General features: G+C 38.2%; 15 protein-coding genes. 9 read left to right on the top strand and 6 right to left on the bottom strand.

All coding sequences use genetic code 11. From position 1 onward, the window contains the following. Window positions 1-2: 2 nt before the first annotated feature. The 6 genes from ABE099_RS07130 (at window position 3) to ABE099_RS07105 (ending at window position 7,134) form a co-directional block, all read left to right on the top strand. Window positions 3-1,013 (top strand): endo-1,4-beta-xylanase, encoded by a 1,011-nt coding sequence (locus tag ABE099_RS07130; RefSeq protein ID WP_430028787.1) that lies wholly within the window; start codon window positions 3-5, stop codon window positions 1,011-1,013. Between the two features lie 50 nt (window positions 1,014-1,063). Next, window positions 1,064-2,050: a glycoside hydrolase family 43 protein gene (locus ABE099_RS07125; protein ID WP_430028785.1), complete on the top strand. Its 987-nt coding sequence runs from the start codon at window positions 1,064-1,066 to the stop codon at window positions 2,048-2,050. Between the two features lie 200 nt (window positions 2,051-2,250). Beyond that, complete coding sequence (locus ABE099_RS07120; protein ID WP_430028783.1) at window positions 2,251-4,566, top strand: endo-1,4-beta-xylanase; 2,316 nt, start codon at window positions 2,251-2,253, stop codon at window positions 4,564-4,566. 150 nt (window positions 4,567-4,716) lie between these two features. Further along, window positions 4,717-5,727 carry a CobW family GTP-binding protein gene (locus tag ABE099_RS07115; RefSeq protein ID WP_430028781.1) on the top strand — a complete coding sequence of 337 codons (1,011 nt, stop codon included), beginning with the start codon at window positions 4,717-4,719 and terminating at the stop codon, window positions 5,725-5,727. Continuing rightward, window positions 5,724-6,179, top strand: a complete 456-nt coding sequence (locus tag ABE099_RS07110; protein ID WP_430028779.1) for a hypothetical protein — start codon at window positions 5,724-5,726, stop codon at window positions 6,177-6,179. Before ABE099_RS07115 ends, ABE099_RS07110 begins: the two co-directional genes overlap by 4 nt. Before the next feature lie 67 nt (window positions 6,180-6,246). Then, window positions 6,247-7,134 (top strand): S-layer homology domain-containing protein, encoded by an 888-nt coding sequence (locus tag ABE099_RS07105; protein ID WP_430028777.1) that lies wholly within the window; start codon window positions 6,247-6,249, stop codon window positions 7,132-7,134. Between the two features lie 248 nt (window positions 7,135-7,382). On the opposite strand, the gene ABE099_RS07100 is transcribed toward ABE099_RS07105, so the two are convergent. Continuing rightward, a complete protein-coding gene (locus tag ABE099_RS07100) occupies window positions 7,383-9,458 on the bottom strand; it encodes an ABC transporter ATP-binding protein (protein ID WP_430028775.1) in 2,076 nt (691 codons plus the stop codon). A 5-nt stretch (window positions 9,459-9,463) separates the two neighbouring features. Beyond that, window positions 9,464-11,218: an ABC transporter ATP-binding protein gene (locus ABE099_RS07095; protein ID WP_430028773.1), complete on the bottom strand. Its 1,755-nt coding sequence runs from the start codon at window positions 11,216-11,218 to the stop codon at window positions 9,464-9,466. A 512-nt stretch (window positions 11,219-11,730) separates the two neighbouring features. Between ABE099_RS07095 and ABE099_RS07090 the strand changes: the two genes are divergently transcribed. After that, window positions 11,731-12,033: a HesB/YadR/YfhF family protein gene (locus ABE099_RS07090; protein WP_430028772.1), complete on the top strand. Its 303-nt coding sequence runs from the start codon at window positions 11,731-11,733 to the stop codon at window positions 12,031-12,033. Window positions 12,034-12,097: 64 nt separating this feature from the next. Here ABE099_RS07090 and ABE099_RS07085 read toward each other — a convergent pair whose 3' ends face one another. From ABE099_RS07085 to ABE099_RS07075, 3 genes are all read right to left on the bottom strand, one after another. Beyond that, complete coding sequence (locus tag ABE099_RS07085; RefSeq protein WP_430028770.1) at window positions 12,098-12,604, bottom strand: ADP-heptose synthase; 507 nt, start codon at window positions 12,602-12,604, stop codon at window positions 12,098-12,100. 115 nt (window positions 12,605-12,719) lie between these two features. Continuing rightward, window positions 12,720-13,172 carry a DUF441 domain-containing protein gene (locus tag ABE099_RS07080; RefSeq protein WP_430028768.1) on the bottom strand — a complete coding sequence of 151 codons (453 nt, stop codon included), beginning with the start codon at window positions 13,170-13,172 and terminating at the stop codon, window positions 12,720-12,722. 18 nt (window positions 13,173-13,190) lie between these two features. Further along, window positions 13,191-14,168, bottom strand: coding sequence for a YpdA family putative bacillithiol disulfide reductase (locus ABE099_RS07075; RefSeq protein WP_430028766.1), 978 nt, complete (start codon window positions 14,166-14,168; stop codon window positions 13,191-13,193). Between the two features lie 253 nt (window positions 14,169-14,421). Here ABE099_RS07075 and ABE099_RS07070 point away from each other — a divergent pair, with 253 nt between their 5' ends. Beyond that, a complete protein-coding gene (locus ABE099_RS07070) occupies window positions 14,422-14,883 on the top strand; it encodes a DUF3939 domain-containing protein (RefSeq protein ID WP_210087744.1) in 462 nt (153 codons plus the stop codon). Window positions 14,884-15,071: 188 nt separating this feature from the next. Next, window positions 15,072-16,301: an MFS transporter gene (locus ABE099_RS07065; protein WP_430028763.1), complete on the top strand. Its 1,230-nt coding sequence runs from the start codon at window positions 15,072-15,074 to the stop codon at window positions 16,299-16,301. A gap of 64 nt (window positions 16,302-16,365) precedes the next feature. Here ABE099_RS07065 and ABE099_RS07060 read toward each other — a convergent pair whose 3' ends face one another. Next, window positions 16,366-16,605 carry a hypothetical protein gene (locus ABE099_RS07060; protein WP_210087742.1) on the bottom strand — a complete coding sequence of 80 codons (240 nt, stop codon included), beginning with the start codon at window positions 16,603-16,605 and terminating at the stop codon, window positions 16,366-16,368. Window positions 16,606-16,827 lie beyond the last annotated feature (222 nt).

Raw genomic sequence — 16,827 nt, 5'->3', positions numbered from 1 at the left:
GAATGCATCAGGAAGAAGCGTTAAAGGATTTATTTAAAAATGATTTTCATATTGGTGCAGCGGTGAATCCAATCACGATTAAAAATCAAAAATCGTTGCTTCTCCATCATTTTAATAGTATTACAGCTGAAAATGAAATGAAGTTTGTCAGCTTGCATCCAGAAGAGGATGTATATACGTTTGAGCAAGGGGACGAAATTGCAGCCTTTGCAAAGCAAAATGGGCTTGCATTACGTGGACATACGTTAGTCTGGCATAATCAGACGTCAAATTGGCTCTTTGAGGATGGCAAAGGTGGAGTAGCTAGCCGTGAGTTGGTATTAGAAAGACTTCGCTCACATATTAATACTGTCGTTGGAAGATATAAGGATACGATATATTGCTGGGATGTAGTTAATGAAGTCATTTCAGATGATGCCGAGGATAAGGATGCTTTTCTAAGACCTTCTAAATGGCTAGATATTGTTGGTGAAGACTTCATTGCAAAAGGCTTTCAGTATGCACATGAAGCGGATCCTAACGCTTTACTATTTTACAATGATTATAATGAATCTCACCCTTTCAAGCGTGATCGGATTTATAAATTAGTTTCTTCTTTATTAGATCAAGGTGTCCCTATTCATGGTGTTGGTCTACAAGCACATTGGAATTTGTATGATCCACATCTTGATGACATTAGGGCTGCAATTGAAAAATATGCGAAGCTTGGTCTACAGCTTCAATTAACAGAGCTAGATGTGTCTGTGTTCCGCTTTGAAGATAAGCGCACAGATTTACTAGAGCCTCCAGCAGAATTGCTAGAGCTGCAAGCAGCACGTTACGAATCTATCTTTAGTATGCTTCGCGAATATAGAGATCATATTAGCGCGGTTACTTTCTGGGGTGCAGCAGATGATTACACGTGGCTGAGCGATTTCCCAGTACGTGGACGTAAAAATTGGCCGTTTTTATTTGATGAAGCTCATAAACCGAAACCATCTTATGAACGGGTAGCAAAGCTAGTTAAGAAATAAAGATATAAACATATGTTAGAGATAAATATATAATTGGAAGGAGTATTTCAATGTCTGAATTGCCTAAGCAGCATCAACCTTTAGTCTCTCATATTTATACTGCTGATCCTTCAGCACATGTTTTTGAAGATCGTATTTACATTTATCCTTCTCATGATTTGGATCATGATGGAGAAATTAATGATAACGGTGACCAATATAGAATGGAGGACTACCATGTATTATCTATGGCTGACTTTAACTCGCCAGTTGTAGATCATGGGCAAGTATTGCATGTGAAGGACGTGCCTTGGGCATCTAGTCAGATGTGGGCTCCAGATGCAGCGTTTAAAAATGGAAAATACTATTTGTTTTTCCCTGCGCGTGATCATGAAGGAATTTTCCGTATCGGTGTAGCTACTTCAGCTTCTCCAGCAGGTCCTTTTGAGCCTGAAGCGAACTATATTGAAGGAAGTTTTAGTATTGATCCTGCTGTATTCATTGATGAAGATGATCAAGCTTACATGGTTTTTGGTGGATTATGGGGTGGACAATTAGAGAAATGGCAAACAGGTAAATTCGTTGAAGATGCCGAAGGGCCTGCTCCAGATGCACCTGCACTTGGTCCAAGAATTGCCAAGCTAAGTGATGATATGCTTTCTTTAACAACTGAAGCACATGAAATTTTAATTGTGGATCAGGATGGAAATCCAATCCCTGCTGGCGATGAGGATCGCAGATATTTTGAAGGTCCTTGGATTCATAAATATAATGGAAAATATTATTTATCCTTCTCTACTGGATCAACGCATAAATTGGTTTATGCGATAGGGGATAACCCAATGGGACCTTATACTTACCAAGGCACTATTTTGCCACCAGTAATCGGTTGGACGACACATCATTCTATTGTTGAATTTCAGGAGAAATGGTATTTATTCTATCATGATTGCTCATTATCTGAAGGGGTTGACTATAAGCGTAACGTAAAATATGCTGAGTTAACCTACAATCCGGATGGCACAATTCGTATGATTGATCCTTATCCGGAGAGCTAAAGCAACTGCAACCTGCTTCATTTACACCTATGATTAGAGCCCCTTGTGTATATAGCCCTATCCTTACGATTGGCTTTTGCTTCAAGGGGTTATTTTATTTCTCCTGAATTTTTTTGCTTTATTTATGTAAGCGCTTAAATTGGGTTTTATATGTATTATTTAATAAATATTTTACATTTTAAGTTTAAGGGGTGCACTAGATGAGTAAAAAACCATTAAAAGTATTTTTATCTAGCTTGCTGACGGTTGCATTATTGGTACCTATGGTAGGGCCAAGTGCAACAGCACAAGCAGAACAATCAGGGAAGAAGTTTACGACCATCACTTTTGAGGATGGAAAGGCAGGACCAGTTACAGGAAGAGCAGGAACGGAAAAGCTGACAATTACAGATAAAGAAAACCATACCGAAGGAGGAGGTAAAGCGCTAAAGGTTGAAGGAAGATTAGATTCCTGGCATGGACCTACTGCTCGTGTGGAGGAATATGTGCAAGCAGGTAAGCAATATGAAGTGAGTGCATGGGTTAAGTTAATTGAGCCAGCTACAACGTCATTACGATTGTCAACCCAAGTCGGTCAAGGTAGTGGAGCAGGTTATAACTCGATTAGCTCTAAAACTGTAAATGCAACTGATGGATGGGTTCAGCTTCAAGGAGAATATCGCTATAATAGCACTGGCGATGGATTTTTGACTATTTATGTAGAAGCTCCAGATAGCAAAACTGCTTCCTTCTATGTGGATGATATTAGTTTCACAGAAACAGGAGTAGATGCACATGAAATTCAAAAGGATATTAAAGCAATTAAAGAGGTTTACAAAAATGACTTCTTAATTGGAAACGCAATCTCTGCTGAAGATTTGGAAGGCAGAAGATTAGAGCTTTTAAAGATGCATCATGATGTAGCAACAACTGGCAATGCTATGAAACCAGATGCGCTACAAAAGGAAAAAGGTGTCTTTACCTTTAAAGATGCAGATACGATCGTTAATAAAGTTTTGGCAGAGGGTATGAAAATGCATGGTCATGTATTAGTATGGCATCAGCAATCCCCTGCTTGGATGTATAGTAAACTAGACAGTCAAGGTAAAGAAGTTCCCTTGTCTAGAGATGAAGCATTAAAAAATATGCGTACACATATTCGTAAAGTTGTTGAGCATTTTGGAGATCGTGTCATTTCATGGGACGTCGTAAATGAAGCAATGGGTGACAATCCTCAAAATCCAACAGATTGGAAAAATGCACTACGTAAATCGTTATGGTTTGAATCTATTGGTCCTGATTTCTTAGAGCAAGCCTTTTTGGCGGCAAGAGAAGTATTAGATGAGCATCCAGATTGGGATGTGAAGTTGTATTACAACGACTATAATGATGACAATCAAAACAAATCTACAGCAATTGCTGCAATGGTTAAAGAATTAAATGATAAATATGCTGAGAAGCATCCAGGTAAAAAACTTATTGATGGAATCGGTATGCAAGGACATTACGGAATTAACACCAACCCTACAAATGTTAAATTGTCATTAGAGCGTTTCATTAAAACTGGTGTTGAGGTCAGTGTGACTGAGCTGGACATTTCAGCAGGAAATAACTATAAAATGACAGACAAAGAAACTAAAGCGCAAGGTTACTTATATGCACAACTTATGAAACTGTACAAAGAGCACAGCGAAAATATTGCACGTGTTACTTTCTGGGGACTTGATGATGGCACAAGCTGGCGTTCAGAAAACAACCCATTAGTGTTTGATAAAAATCTTCAAGCAAAACCTGCATATCATGGTGTTGTAGATCCTGATAAGTATTTAAAGGAACATGTTCCTGACACATCAGAAGCAAATCAATCTAATGCATTTTATGGAACACCGGTACTCGATGGTAAAGTAGATGCCGTTTGGAATAAAATTCCCGCTATGCAAGTGAATAAATATCAAACCGCTTGGCAAGGTGCAACAGGCACTGCTAAAGCAATGTGGGATGACAAAAACTTATATGTCTTAGTACAGGTTAGTGATAAAGAGCTAGACAAATCTAATAAAAATGCATGGGAACAAGATTCAGTTGAAGTATTCCTAGATCAAAACAATGAAAAAACAACATTCTATCAAGAAGATGATGGTCAATACCGTGTTAACTTTGCAAATGAAACCTCATTTAACCCTGATGGAATCAAAAAAGGATTTGAATCCAAGGTAACAGTATCTGGCACAAACTATACGGTAGAGATGAAAATTCCGTTAACTGCAGTGAAGCCTAACAATGGTATGAAGCTTGGGTTCGATATTCAAATTAATGATGCTAAGTCCGGTGCACGTCAAAGTGTTACATCTTGGAATGACATTACCGGTAACGGATATCAAGATACTTCTGTATATGGCATCTTGAATTTGGTAGGTAAACCAGATCCAAAGAAACAAGAAAAAGCAAAACCAGTAAAAGCAAAACAAACTAAAACGAAGCAAACAAAAGCAAAGCAAACTAAAGTTAAACAAACTAAAGTTAAATCTACAAAATAAAAAAGCATTTAGCTACACCTCTAACTAGCATCAGCTAGTGATGGGGTGTAGCTTTTTTGTCTCCTTTATGAAATAGCCAGTCTGATCAAAATTGTGATAATATTAAAATGATCGTTTATGAAACTTTATGAAACAGTGGAGGGCTTACATATGACACAGCAAAATGGGGTTACACCTATTTATATATTATCTGGATTTTTAGGTAGCGGTAAAACGACGTTATTACAAAAAATGATCTCCTTTTTACAGGAACAACATGTCAAGCCCGCAGTAATCATGAATGAAATTGGTGAAGTTAATCTTGATGGGATGTTGGTTGATGCCAAGGTTCCGATGACAGAAATGCTAGGTGGTTGTATATGCTGTACAGTTCGTGGGGATTTAAGCACTGAATTGTCGCAGTTGATTGAAAATGAACATCCTGATGTCATTATTATTGAAGCGACAGGGGTAGCGAATCCAATTGATATTTTAGATGCCGTGACAGAGCTATCTTTATTTATGAAGTTGGACATAAAACCGCTAATTACAGTAGTAGATACTGCCTTTTTAAATGAACTGTATGAAGCCCAAAGTGGCAAAACATATTCCTTAATGATGGATCAGATTCGCGCAGCTACTTTACTAATTATGAACAAAATAGATCGAATTGATGACGTAAAGCAAGCTGAAATGAAGCAGTTTTTAAATCGCATCAATCCACATGCACATGTTATCGAGGCAATAAAATGTGACGTAGATTTAACAGCATTAGTAGAAGGAAGTTATTTTGTTAATAATGGACTGGCTACATCGAGGGTTGAACAATCTAACTGTGCTTGCCATAATCATTGTGACCATGACCATGACCATGACCATGACCATGACCATGCTTCGCATACGCATGTTACAGTGTACACGCATTATTTTCAAAAGCCAGTGGATAGTAACGAATTTGAACAGTTTATTAAGCAGCTCCCAAGAGAAATATATCGTGCAAAAGGTGTACTTAGCTTTACGGATACATCAAAACGCTTCCTGTTTCAATATGCGTATCGTGAATCTGATTTTATGGCTATTACACCACAAGGTGAAGTAGCTGATGTTGCTGTATTTATAGGAGAGCATTTCGACCAGCAATGGATCAGACATGAACTAAGAAAGCTTGAAGGTTTGCTATGAGTGATTCATTATTAAATGAGCATTTGCAATCTAGAGAGTTATTTGCTTACTTTGGGTTAGCCGTGTATTATTCGCAAGCACTGGAGCAGCAGATGGCAAATTTCATTATTTTGATTAAAGTTGCTTCAGGGGATATGACATCTGAGGCGGAGCTAAAATTGCATTTTGATAAAAAGCTAAGTAATTCCTTAGGGCAGCTTGTCCGAGAAATAAGTCATTATTTTACGTTTCCTCCTGAGGAAATGGAGTTGTTAAAACATATTTGGAAGCAGCGAAATTATATTGTACACGATTATTTTAAACAAAAAATTCATGCTACCTTCTCTGAAAAAGGGAGAACAGAGATGATTAAAGAGCTTAAACATTTCTGTGAGGACGCGTCTAAGCTACAGGCATTACTACAACAGCACACACATGATTTATACCGCAAGCTTGATCTGAATGAAGAATGATAAATATAGCTAAAAACTGAAACATTTTAAACAATGTCCACGTCAAAGGAATTAGAGGTGATAAAAAATGAGAAAATCAAAATTTAAAGTTGCAGCGGTTTTAGCACTCTCCACATCCCTTTTACTTAGCGCCTCTGCATCTGCCTTTACAGATGTTACAGGTGAAGATGCAAAAATAACAAAGGCGTTATTAGATAAAGGGATCATTCAAGGCATTAACAACGATATCTTTGCCCCAAATCAAAAATTAACTGGAGCACAAGGGATACAATTAATAGTTAAGGCACTGGATCTCAAGCCAAAAGCTGCTAGCAATAATAGTTTGAAAATGGAAAAGGCCCCATGGTATACAAAATCTTTAAATATACTTAAAGACAATGGGGTTGAGCTCCCAGCGCAATTTAATCCGACAGCAGAGTTATCACGAGAAGCTTTTGTTTCTATTTTAAGAAAAGCAATGGATACGACTGGAAATTACCCTCTTATTAAAATGTTTATCTTTATTACAGATGAATCTGATATTACTGTTGATTATAATGGGGATGTTCAGGTTATGCTGTTGCACAAAATTGCGACATTAGATAAGGAAGGGAAGTTTCATCCTAAGCAATCTATTACACGTATGGAAGCAGCAAAAATGGCTTATAAAGCAAATGAATTTGTACGGGCCTTTAAAGAGGCTAGTGAACAATTAAACGATCAGGTATCCTATAAGACGGAAAAAGTAAGTGATGCTATCAACAAAGTGATTGTAACTCGTGAAAATCAGCCTCACCCTGGATACGGAATTGCCGTTGAGAAGATTGAATTTACGGAGCCTGATCAAGCGACGGTTTATTACAAGCTACTTGATCCAGATCCAGACAAAATGTACATTCAGGTCATTACAGATTCACACACAGAAACTTATGTTTCTAGTCAATACAAAAATATTAAGTTAGTTCAGACTCCTTAATTCAAGCTAAAAAATCCGCCTTTTCTATTATAGAAAGGGCGGATTTTTAATTTGCATTTTTATTATGGCTCTATTTAGAAATTAGTACTTGCCAACGATAGGAGTCTGGAAGCTACGCTCCAGAGCGTTCTTGCGATTTTAAGAGACAATCTTCAGAATCGCTCTGTCTCTCTGCTATCTTGAGTTAGCGGTCAAGAACTAATTTCGAGATTGAGCCTTTATTGAACTACTTTATCCTAGAATGCTGATTAGCTTGGTGTCACGATAGGTTGAATAGGTTGTATAATTCCAACAGGTTGTGTAGAAGTATCTACTGAGCCACCTTGTAGCTGATACATTTGATAATATCGTCCACCTTTAGCAAGCAACTCATCATGTGTACCTTGCTCAACAATTTCTCCACGATGCAATACTAAAATTTGATCTGCACTACGAATCGTAGAGAGACGGTGAGCAATAATGAAGGTAGTACGACCCTTTTTCAGCACTTCTAGTGCTGATTGAATTAAGGCCTCTGTTTCAGTATCAATATTTGCCGTTGCTTCATCCAATATTAGGATGGCTGGATCAAACGCTAAAGCTCTAGCAAAAGAAATTAACTGACGTTCACCTGCGGAGAGGGTACTCCCTTTTTCAATTACAGGCTCATCAATTCCTTGCGGCAGATGAGATAAAATTTTAGTAGCACCAACATCTTCTAATGCTTTGACAATAGCTTCTCTAGATATACGCTTATCACTTAGGCTAACATTAGAAGCGATCGTTCCCGTAAATAGGTAAGGGTCCTGTAATACAATCCCCATATGCGCTCTGATCCATTGCTTAGGCAAATCTTTTATGGGTTGCCCATCAATTGTAATTGTCCCTTTTTGTGGATCATAAAAACGGAACAACAAATTAATAATTGAGCTTTTACCTGAGCCTGTATGCCCAACAAGTGCTACCGTCTGGCCTTGCTTCGCTTTAAAGTTAATGTCTTTTAATACATAATCTTTTTTATACGCAAATGATACATGGTTAAACTCTACATCTCCTCGATAACGTGGCATTGTACCATAATCAACCTCTTCACCTGTTTCCTCCATGAGCTTAAATACACGCCCTGCTGAAACGATAGAGGAGTCAAGCGCAGCAAGCTGATTGACCATTCCTGTAATCGGGTGGAAGAGACGGCCTAACACATCAATAAAGGCATACAACACACCAAGAGAAATAATACCTGCACCTGTTAGCTGCTGTGAACCAAAATACCAGAGAACGACTGCAAACGAGAAGTTTCTTAGTACACCAACGAGGTTATGTGATGTAAATGAATTGAGGTTAAGCATTTTGTTTTGATGCTTCATGTAATCGTTGTTAAGATGTTCAAATTCGGCTTGGGTTTGCTTTTGCCGCCTAAATATTCGAATAATGGACATCCCTTGAATGGATTCGTTAATGATCGCATTTATTTCACTTAATCTTGAGCGGATAATCGTATTGAAGCGCGTTGCAAATTTACGGTACAACACAATCCATAACCAAATCATCGGAACAACAAATAAACAAATCAATCCTAGCTTGAAGTCTAAAATGAATAAGGCGATATATACGCCAATCATATTGATAGCTCCAGAGAAAAAGTTGGATAGCACAGCGATAAATAAGTCTTTAACCGCTTCTGTATCATTCGTAACACGCGATACGACCTTCCCAGCAGGGAGGTTATCAAAAAAGTGAACGGGCAAACGTTGAATATGTGCATATACATCCATTCTAAGCTTGCGAATAACTTGATTTGCTGAAGATTGTAGCCAATACGTTTTACCAAATTCCATTAAAATGGAGATTCCAAGAAATACGAGGTACCACATAATAAGACTGTAGATCCCTGGTAATTCAGGTTTGTAAAACGAAAATAGTTGCGTAGAACTTAGCTGTTTAGCAGGGTAGGTTGTAATGGTACCGTTGTTCTCCAAAGAGAACTGACCATCCTGAAAGCTACGTTTTCCATCAATTTTGTCCATGGCACCTTCAATAAATACAAAGGATTTCCCAACTTGAAGGATATGAACTTCGTTTCCAGTTGCTTCGCCTGCCACAACCCGATCAGAACGTTTAAAATAACGATTTTCAAAGCTAACCGTGTCAGCATCCCAATTTTTCACTTCGTAATATGGTTTCTCAATCGCTAACATATGGTTATCTATCATTGCTCTAGCCAGAAAGGGGCCTGCTAGCTCTGCGCCTACCCCAATGGCTAACATAATCAATGCTAAAATGAATGTTTTTTTAGCTGTCAGCGCATATTGAAACAGTTTTTTTCCTGTACTGCTCTTTTGCATAATTGTTATTCCTCCTCTGAACTGAGGTTCGCTTCAACTTGCTGCCGTTCAAATTGCTCTTTATACCAGCCTTCCGCCTGTAGCAAGTCAAGATGTGATCCTTGTTCAACGATATGTCCTCGCTCAAGTACTACAATTAAGTCTGCATGCTCGATTGCGGAAAGACGGTGTGTAGCAATAAGTGTTGTTTTGCCAGCACGCTTCGTGCGAATATTGTTAATAATTTTTGCTTCGGTTCGTGCATCAACAGCAGATAGCGCATCATCTAGCAAAAGAATTTCAGGGTCAGAGATAAACGCTCTTGCGAGGGCAACACGTTGCTTTTGACCACCAGATAGGGCAACCCCTTTTTCTCCAACTAATGTATCTAGTCCATCAGATAATGTAACTAAATCTTGGTCAAAGGCAGCGGTACGAATCGCCTCCATAATGATCTCATCACTTGCATCCTGTAAGCCAAACTGAATATTTTCTCGAACTGTCTTAGAAAAAAGAACCTGCTCTTGTGGCACATAACCAATCCAACGGTATAAGTCATTTAATCCAATTTGCTCAATAGGTACATCTGCAATTAGTAATTGTCCTGTACCTATAGGATACTCTCTTAAAAGCTGCTTAATTAAAGTCGACTTTCCGCTGCCTGTACGCCCAACAATGCCAATGGTTTGACCTTGCTTAATTTGTATATTGATATTGCTTAGATTATCACCCACTGCGGTAGGATAACGGAAAGTGACATCTTTGAACTCAATGGAGTGTGGATTTTCCACATGAATAGGGTGTTCTACATCCTTTACATCCTGTGGTGTATTCAGTGTTTCATTTACACGATCAAGGGAAGCACCACCTCGTTGCATAACGTTAATTAACTCCCCAATGGCGAACATTGGCCAAATCATCATACCAAGGAACATATTAAAGGTAACAAGATCACCTAAAGTAATTTCATTATGAAACACCAGATACATGCCATAGGCTAAACCAATTGCATAACTTAATCCAACAAATAAGCGGATGGTAGGTTCAAAATAAGCATCTACCTTCGCGACAGCAAGGTTCTTCTGGTATACATCCTCAGTAATGTCAGCAAAACGTTCCGTGTCGTGGGTTTCTTGTACATAAGCACGGATAACACGAATTCCTGCCACAGATTCTAATACTTGATCATTCATATCCCCAAATGCATCTTGTGCTAAGGTATAACGCTGGTGAATGACCTTACCATAATAAGCCATAGATAAGGCAATGAAAGGGAGAGGGATAATCGCCGCTAAGGTTAACTTCCAGCTAATGGTCGTTGTCATAGCTACTAAAATGGTAAGCAAATAAACGGTCGAGTCTGTAAGGGTGAGCATCCCAAAACCTGCTGTTTGAGCAACAGAGCGCAAGTCATTGGTTGCTCTAGCCATAAGATCTCCTGTACGATTACGTTCAAAAAATGGGGGTGTCATACCTAACAAATGATTCATAAAGCGTGTACGGAGCAAACGCTCAACTAAGTTAGACCCACCAAACAATTGTCGCATCCATACGTACGTAATGCTGTAAATGAGAATTAGCAAGCCAATAATGAGCAATACATGCACAGTAAGTGAAGACATCGTCATCATATTACTTGCAATCCCATCAATCGCGTTTCCTAAAATTTTGGCAGGAAACAGTTCTAATACGCCACATAAAATTAGAAAAATAACTCCAATGGTGTAGCGCTTTCTTTCTCGTTTAAAAAACCATCCCAAATCTTTAAGTACGGAAAACATTAAGGGAAATCCTCCTTTTTGAAACCACAAAAAAGGCATACCGTTACAAAAAACTCATAACGATATGCCTGTATGTATGGCTTTAGTATCGCAACGTTTCTTGATAAAATCAATGAAACAACGCCGCGACGATGAATAACACAATCAATAATGGATACAAGATGGGTTAAAGTGTGCGATCCAAATCTATACGGGTTGTTTCAGTATTCAATTGTGGTAAATCTCCAGCAATTGCATTGCCACGGTTAAAAATCTGTACTGTAATTGTCAACACTGAAATCACCCTTTCTTTATAAGATATTGAATGCGATACGCACTCTTGTATGTTGAAAATTTTAACACTAGCTTTTATTAAATGTCAATTGTTTTTTTGGCTCTATTCATAAATCAGTACTTGACAACGATTGGAGGATAGAAGCTACGATCCAGAGAGTTCTTGCGATTGTTGAGGGGGAATGTGGCTTTTTGTATATGTTTCCGATACAATGAGATAAGATAGGAGGAGAGATACAATGATAAATGTCACTCATGAAGCAACAGATTGGTTCAAGCATGAGCTTGGAATTGAGGAAGGTCAAGCTGTTCGTTTCTTTGCTCGTTATAGTGCAGGAGGTGAATTGCATCCTGGATTTTCACTAGGACTTCAAGTAGAACCACCTATGTCAGCAGGATTATCCTCTGTCATTGATGGGATTACTTTTTATATGGAAGATAAGGATATGTGGTATTTGGATGGTTATGATCTTCAAGTAGCCTATGACCAAGCATTGGAAGGTATCGATTTTAAATATGTTCCACAGGTAAGTACTATTTGAAACTAATATATTAATTCAGAGCTTTTGTTGCATGCCGCAGCAAAGGCTCTTTTTGCTATAAAAACTAGATTGAAAATTTACCCTCTAGTGCGAATTGGAAATCTGCAATATCAAAAACCTGCACAGGGACTTGTCCCTCTACAATTTTACTAATAAATTCGATTTGATCTGTTAGCACAGGCACCTTTTCACGTTCAGCCACTAAAACCATCTCCGTCTCAATTGGATCAAAGTATTCACCATATTGCTCTTGCTCTAGCGCATTAATAACTGTCCATTTAATGTCTTTGCTAAAAAGAATAGATGTGCTTCGTGCCCAAGGGATATGAAGTGATTGTTCTAGTTTTTTGCGATGAAAAGGCATGTCTAAATAAGCAATCAATTGGCCTATTCTTTCTTTTACTAATTGATCCTGCTGAGTATTATTAATGATCGGGTCAGGACTATGATGAAGTTCATATAATTCCATGATGGTGCTGTAAGGTACGATATATTCTATCGCTGTTTTTGGTGTCAACAATTCACCATAAATAGCTACCATCACAGCTTCGATAACAAAGCGGCGAGACATCGGTAAAACCTCCTGTAAAAATTCGGGTATTCATCCCGTTCATACCAATTAGATATGCACATCATTAAGGAGTATACCATAATGAACTTGAATATTCAGCGTTAGGATCAAAAGCTTATAGCTTTCCGATCAATAATGATAATAGGCCCGCCGCAATGAGAGGCCCTACAGGTACACCACCAAACAGAGCTACACCAAGTACAGTTCCAATTAACAAGCCTGCTACGATTGTTGGATGATTGCCCATAAGTACTACCCCTCGTCCACCTAACCAAGCAACCAATATCCCCACTGCGATGGCAAGCAAGGATTTAAAATTAAAAAAAGACGACCATAAGGTTTGAAGTGGAATTTTCCCACTAGCTACAGGGGTCATTACACCAATCGTTAAAATAATAATGCCAATCGTAAGTCCATACTTTTCAAGCCAAGGGAATGCTTGATGCATATGTAACACTCGAAGCAGCAACAACACAATCATTGCTATTGTAATCGGCATATTGCTACTAAAAAGCCCTAGACCCGCCAACAACAATAGCAGTACAGAGGTCATATCAACCTGTGCCATGGCTTAACACTCCCTTCATTATTTTTTAATAATATGCTCTGCAATCAATGTGCCATGCCCTCTTCCAGTTTCAATAAAAACTTCATTTGCATTGCGACCAGAAGCAATAACACCCGCAACATACAGTCCCGGCACATTACTTTCCATCGTATCAGGATTAAACGTAGGTTTTTCTAATTCTCCAATCATATCTACGCCTGCGGAGAGGAGTAATTTACGATCAGGTCTAAAACCTGTTAAGGCTAACACAAAATCATTTTCTAAACGTGTTACCCCTCCAGTCAATTCTGATTCGATCTCAACATAGGTAGAATGAATTTGTGCGACATAAGCTGAGGTTAGAAGAGAAATTTTATTTTTTGCTACCATGCTATCAAATATTGGCTTAACCCAAGGTTTAACTGAGCTAGACAGATTTTCACCCCTACACACCACGGTCACCTGAGCCCCAACACGAATTAATTCCATCGCTGCATCAACAGCAGAGTTACTGCCCCCAATAATGACTACCTTTGTACCAGCATAGGGATGAGCTTCAGTAAAATAATGAGATACCTTCGGAGTATCCTCACCAGGAATCCCTAATAAATTGGGATGATCAAAATAACCTGTTGCAATAACTACATATTTAGCATGATATTGAACCTGCTCGCCAGTGTGTTTCAGAGAGGAGATGATAAAACTTGAATCAGCTTGGCGTTCGATCTTAGTTGCTTCTTCATAAGAGTGTAACTGAACTTGATAAAAATCACTAACTCCTCGATAGTAAGCTAATGCTTCATGCCTATACGGCTTATCATGATGTGAAGTGAAAGGGATATCCCCGATTTCTAGCGTCTCTGGTGTACTAAAAAATTGCATATGGGTGGGGTACGAATAAATAGAATGAACTAAACATTTTTTTTCAAGGATAAGCGACTTTAATCCGCGGCGTGTACATTCGATTGCAGCTGATAATCCACATGGACCTCCACCAATAATTAAAACGTCAAGCATATTAAAAACCTCCTAGCGGTTATGTGCAATGAGAGCTTAATAAATACAAAACATTATTATCCTACCGCAAACCATATAAAATTTCCAGTTTCAAGTGAAGAGGTTCGTGGTAATTTAAATTAAATAGAAAATTAGTACAAATTTAAGGCGATACTATGAAATTTCCCTTAAAATAGATCAAAGCGATTTTTTTTGGATATAATAAAAGTGTAAACGTTTTCTGTTTAAATATTGACAGTAAGGAGGTACGATCATGTTATCTTGGTTCAAAAGGAAACACAAGCACATCGATGTCAGACCTCAGGCCGTTGTAGAGACTACACTTGAACAAGTGAGAGAAGCAGTTTTACAGTTCGAATCTGACATGCCAGAAGGCATTAATCGAATAGCGCTTCTGAAATCAGATGGGCAATTAGATTCTTCACGCTTAACTAGATATTTGGGTGGAGTAAGTGATAGAGACTATTATGTTTCTAGAGAAACGTTTGAAATTTTCGAGGAAAAGGATCGGGAGATTCCATATTATTTAGATTTAGTCCAAGCGGCGGTTGATAATTACATGGACGAGACAGGTAAACTTCCTGTCATTGATGAATCAGCACAATATCAAGTTGATTTCTCCGTGTTGTTGCGTGGACACTATTTAAAAGAAAAGCCACCTTTTCCGTTATATGTGACAGATCAAGAAATGATGTTGACTCATCGACCGAAGTAAATCACCTAACTTTTAAAGTAATATCAACTTAATTACACAGAGGATATGACTTATAGAAAATGCATAAACCACGTTTTGAAGTGTCATTAATTACTTCAAGACGTGGTTTTATATTTTTATAGTGCTATACTTAATAGATAAGCTTTAATGTGAGGGAAGACAAGTGACAGCAAAGGGGGGACGGGGATATGGGATTCCCTTGGAAGAAAAATTTATATGTATTATGGTTAGGCGTCTTTTTTTGTAGTATGGCTAATTCCATGGCAATTCCGTTTTTATCTCTATTTTTAGCACATGATTTAGGGGTGGAGCATCACCTTACACTTTGGTCGGGGGTTGCTTTTGGAATTACGTTTTTAGCAGGCGCATTGATTTCACCTTATTGGGGTTCGTTGTCGGATAAGTATGGCCGTAAGCCGATGTTGCTAAGAGCTGGGTTTTCACTCAGTCTTATTTATTTTCTAACCTCGATTGTCCAAGATCCATACCAACTGATTGGTGTTCGGATTTTGTCAGGATTACTAGCAGGATACGTGCCTTCTGCCATTGCTTTGGTGGCTACGAATACGCCAGAGAAGCATGTAGGCTATTCTCTTGGTATTATGTCAACTGCGGGGGCGGCAGGTGGGATTGTAGGTCCAATGATCGGAGGTATTTTAAGTAAATACATTGGATATCGTTTTTCTTTTTCTGTAGCAGGCATCGTCGTATTGTTATCTGCATTGATTGCTTGGTTTCTAGTCAAAGAAGAAAATTATGATCGCACGAAGGAACGTTCTCATGTGATGGATGATATTAAAGAGGCAGCGCGAAATCCAGCTTTCCTCCGTGTTTTGACGATTGTTCTTATCGTGACTGCATCTGTGATGGTTCTTGAGCCTCTGTTATCACTTTATGTACTTGATTTAGGTGCTTCTAGGGAAGATGCTTCTTTTAGCTCAGGTATTATTTTCTCGGCAGTTGGTATTTCGACGGTCATTGCAGCTCCTTTTTGGGGGAAAATTGGTGGAAAAATTGGATATCGTAAAACATTAATGATTGGTCTTATTGGTGGAGGTATCGGAAATTTAGTACAGATCTTTTTCCACAACGTTGTTAGTTTTGGTATTTTGCGTTTTGTCTATGGATTGTTTTTTGCCGCAGTATTTCCTGCCTTAAATGCGCTGATTGTACAGCATACAAAACCGGAGTTTAGAGGTAGAGCCTTTGGTCTTAACCAATCGGCAAGTCAATTAGGTTATATGGCAGGACCAATTGCTGGTGGTGCTTTAGGAGGATGGGTTGCAATCCCAATCGTATTTGTACTAAATGGCTTGTTGCTGATCGCAACATCGTTGACCATTTTTATGAAATCAAAATTTAGTCGTAATAAACCATTAGAGCAAACCACAATAGATAATGCTAATTCTAGTCTGTAAGCAAAAGAAACAGTGGATGAAAAAATCATCCACTGTTTCTCTGTTCACATGACTACCCTGTAGCTTAATACAAGGACAACGCCAACGAATCAAATTCACTTTTACTATGCAATATGGCTTCAGAGCCTTCAATTTCGATGCTGATTAATGAGCTTAAGCATTTCTTCAAGGCCTGTTTGCCTGTCTGGATTTTGTGTTCAAGTGCATTTGTTAATAGTCTTAATGTTCGTTGGATCGGTTGTTTGTTATCCATGTTAAAATATACAGGAACTACTGTGTTTTGAAAGTTAATAAGTATTCTCATTGTCAAATCACCTCTATACAATGGGTTCATGCTACTTATTGTAAAATAGAAATCTTAAAAATAGATTAAGAAAACATTATAATTCGATAAATGTTTAGTAACAATTACAATATAGATTAGAATTTTCATCATTTTATTTAGCTGCATCTCAAAAAGATTGATACAGATTTACTATAAACTGGTTCGTTTAAGATTAATCTACGTTCATCTTTTGCAGTTTAA

The organism is Paenibacillus turicensis (genome assembly GCF_050461185.1).
GTDB lineage: Bacteria > Bacillota > Bacilli > Paenibacillales > Paenibacillaceae > Fontibacillus > Fontibacillus turicensis_A.
This window is presented reverse-complemented; position numbering and strand designations above follow the sequence as displayed.

Bases quoted from the DNA above. Each gene is read 5' to 3' on its own strand.
- ABE099_RS07130 (WP_430028787.1), top strand. From the start codon at position 3: ATGCATCAGGAAGAAGCGTTAAAGGATTTATTTAAAAATGATTTTCAT.
- ABE099_RS07125 (WP_430028785.1), top strand. From the start codon at position 1,064: ATGTCTGAATTGCCTAAGCAGCATCAACCTTTAGTCTCTCATATTTAT.
- ABE099_RS07120 (WP_430028783.1), top strand. From the start codon at position 2,251: ATGAGTAAAAAACCATTAAAAGTATTTTTATCTAGCTTGCTGACGGTT.
- ABE099_RS07115 (WP_430028781.1), top strand. From the start codon at position 4,717: ATGACACAGCAAAATGGGGTTACACCTATTTATATATTATCTGGATTT.
- ABE099_RS07110 (WP_430028779.1), top strand. From the start codon at position 5,724: ATGAGTGATTCATTATTAAATGAGCATTTGCAATCTAGAGAGTTATTT.
- ABE099_RS07105 (WP_430028777.1), top strand. From the start codon at position 6,247: ATGAGAAAATCAAAATTTAAAGTTGCAGCGGTTTTAGCACTCTCCACA.
- ABE099_RS07100 (WP_430028775.1), bottom strand. From the start codon at position 9,458: ATGCAAAAGAGCAGTACAGGAAAAAAACTGTTTCAATATGCGCTGACA.
- ABE099_RS07095 (WP_430028773.1), bottom strand. From the start codon at position 11,218: ATGTTTTCCGTACTTAAAGATTTGGGATGGTTTTTTAAACGAGAAAGA.
- ABE099_RS07090 (WP_430028772.1), top strand. From the start codon at position 11,731: ATGATAAATGTCACTCATGAAGCAACAGATTGGTTCAAGCATGAGCTT.
- ABE099_RS07085 (WP_430028770.1), bottom strand. From the start codon at position 12,604: ATGTCTCGCCGCTTTGTTATCGAAGCTGTGATGGTAGCTATTTATGGT.
- ABE099_RS07080 (WP_430028768.1), bottom strand. From the start codon at position 13,172: ATGGCACAGGTTGATATGACCTCTGTACTGCTATTGTTGTTGGCGGGT.
- ABE099_RS07075 (WP_430028766.1), bottom strand. From the start codon at position 14,168: ATGCTTGACGTTTTAATTATTGGTGGAGGTCCATGTGGATTATCAGCT.
- ABE099_RS07070 (WP_210087744.1), top strand. From the start codon at position 14,422: ATGTTATCTTGGTTCAAAAGGAAACACAAGCACATCGATGTCAGACCT.
- ABE099_RS07065 (WP_430028763.1), top strand. From the start codon at position 15,072: ATGGGATTCCCTTGGAAGAAAAATTTATATGTATTATGGTTAGGCGTC.
- ABE099_RS07060 (WP_210087742.1), bottom strand. From the start codon at position 16,605: ATGAGAATACTTATTAACTTTCAAAACACAGTAGTTCCTGTATATTTT.